The organism is Nostoc sp. UIC 10607 (assembly GCF_047228265.1).
GTDB lineage: Bacteria > Cyanobacteriota > Cyanobacteriia > Cyanobacteriales > Nostocaceae > Nostoc > Nostoc foliaceum_A.
Genome location: NZ_JBIQNW010000310.1, coordinates 1 through 215, shown reverse-complemented (window position 1 = coordinate 215; position 215 = coordinate 1). Strand labels below are relative to the sequence as shown.

1 protein-coding gene is annotated in these 215 nt (G+C 38.6%); it reads right to left on the bottom strand.

All coding sequences use genetic code 11. The annotated features are described in order from the left end of the window. The coding region (locus tag ACEYW6_RS36870; protein WP_412983702.1) for an IS66 family transposase at positions 1–215 on the bottom strand (215 nt) is incomplete at both ends.

The following is a 215-nucleotide window of genomic DNA, read 5'->3' as shown; positions in this document are numbered from 1 at the left end:
TCTGAATTAGCAACTACCCACAACCATTCTTTGATTCCTATGACTGACCAAGGTGTTTCATCCACATGAATGTTAGGTTGTGTTTGTTTTAGCCAATTACTTAATTCACTAACACTCGGTTCAATTGCTTTTTGGATTCGTTCATTGGTTGCCACTAACGTTCCTAACCCAATTTCAATTTGCCCCAGTTCCCACAACATTTCTTGCTGTTTTTC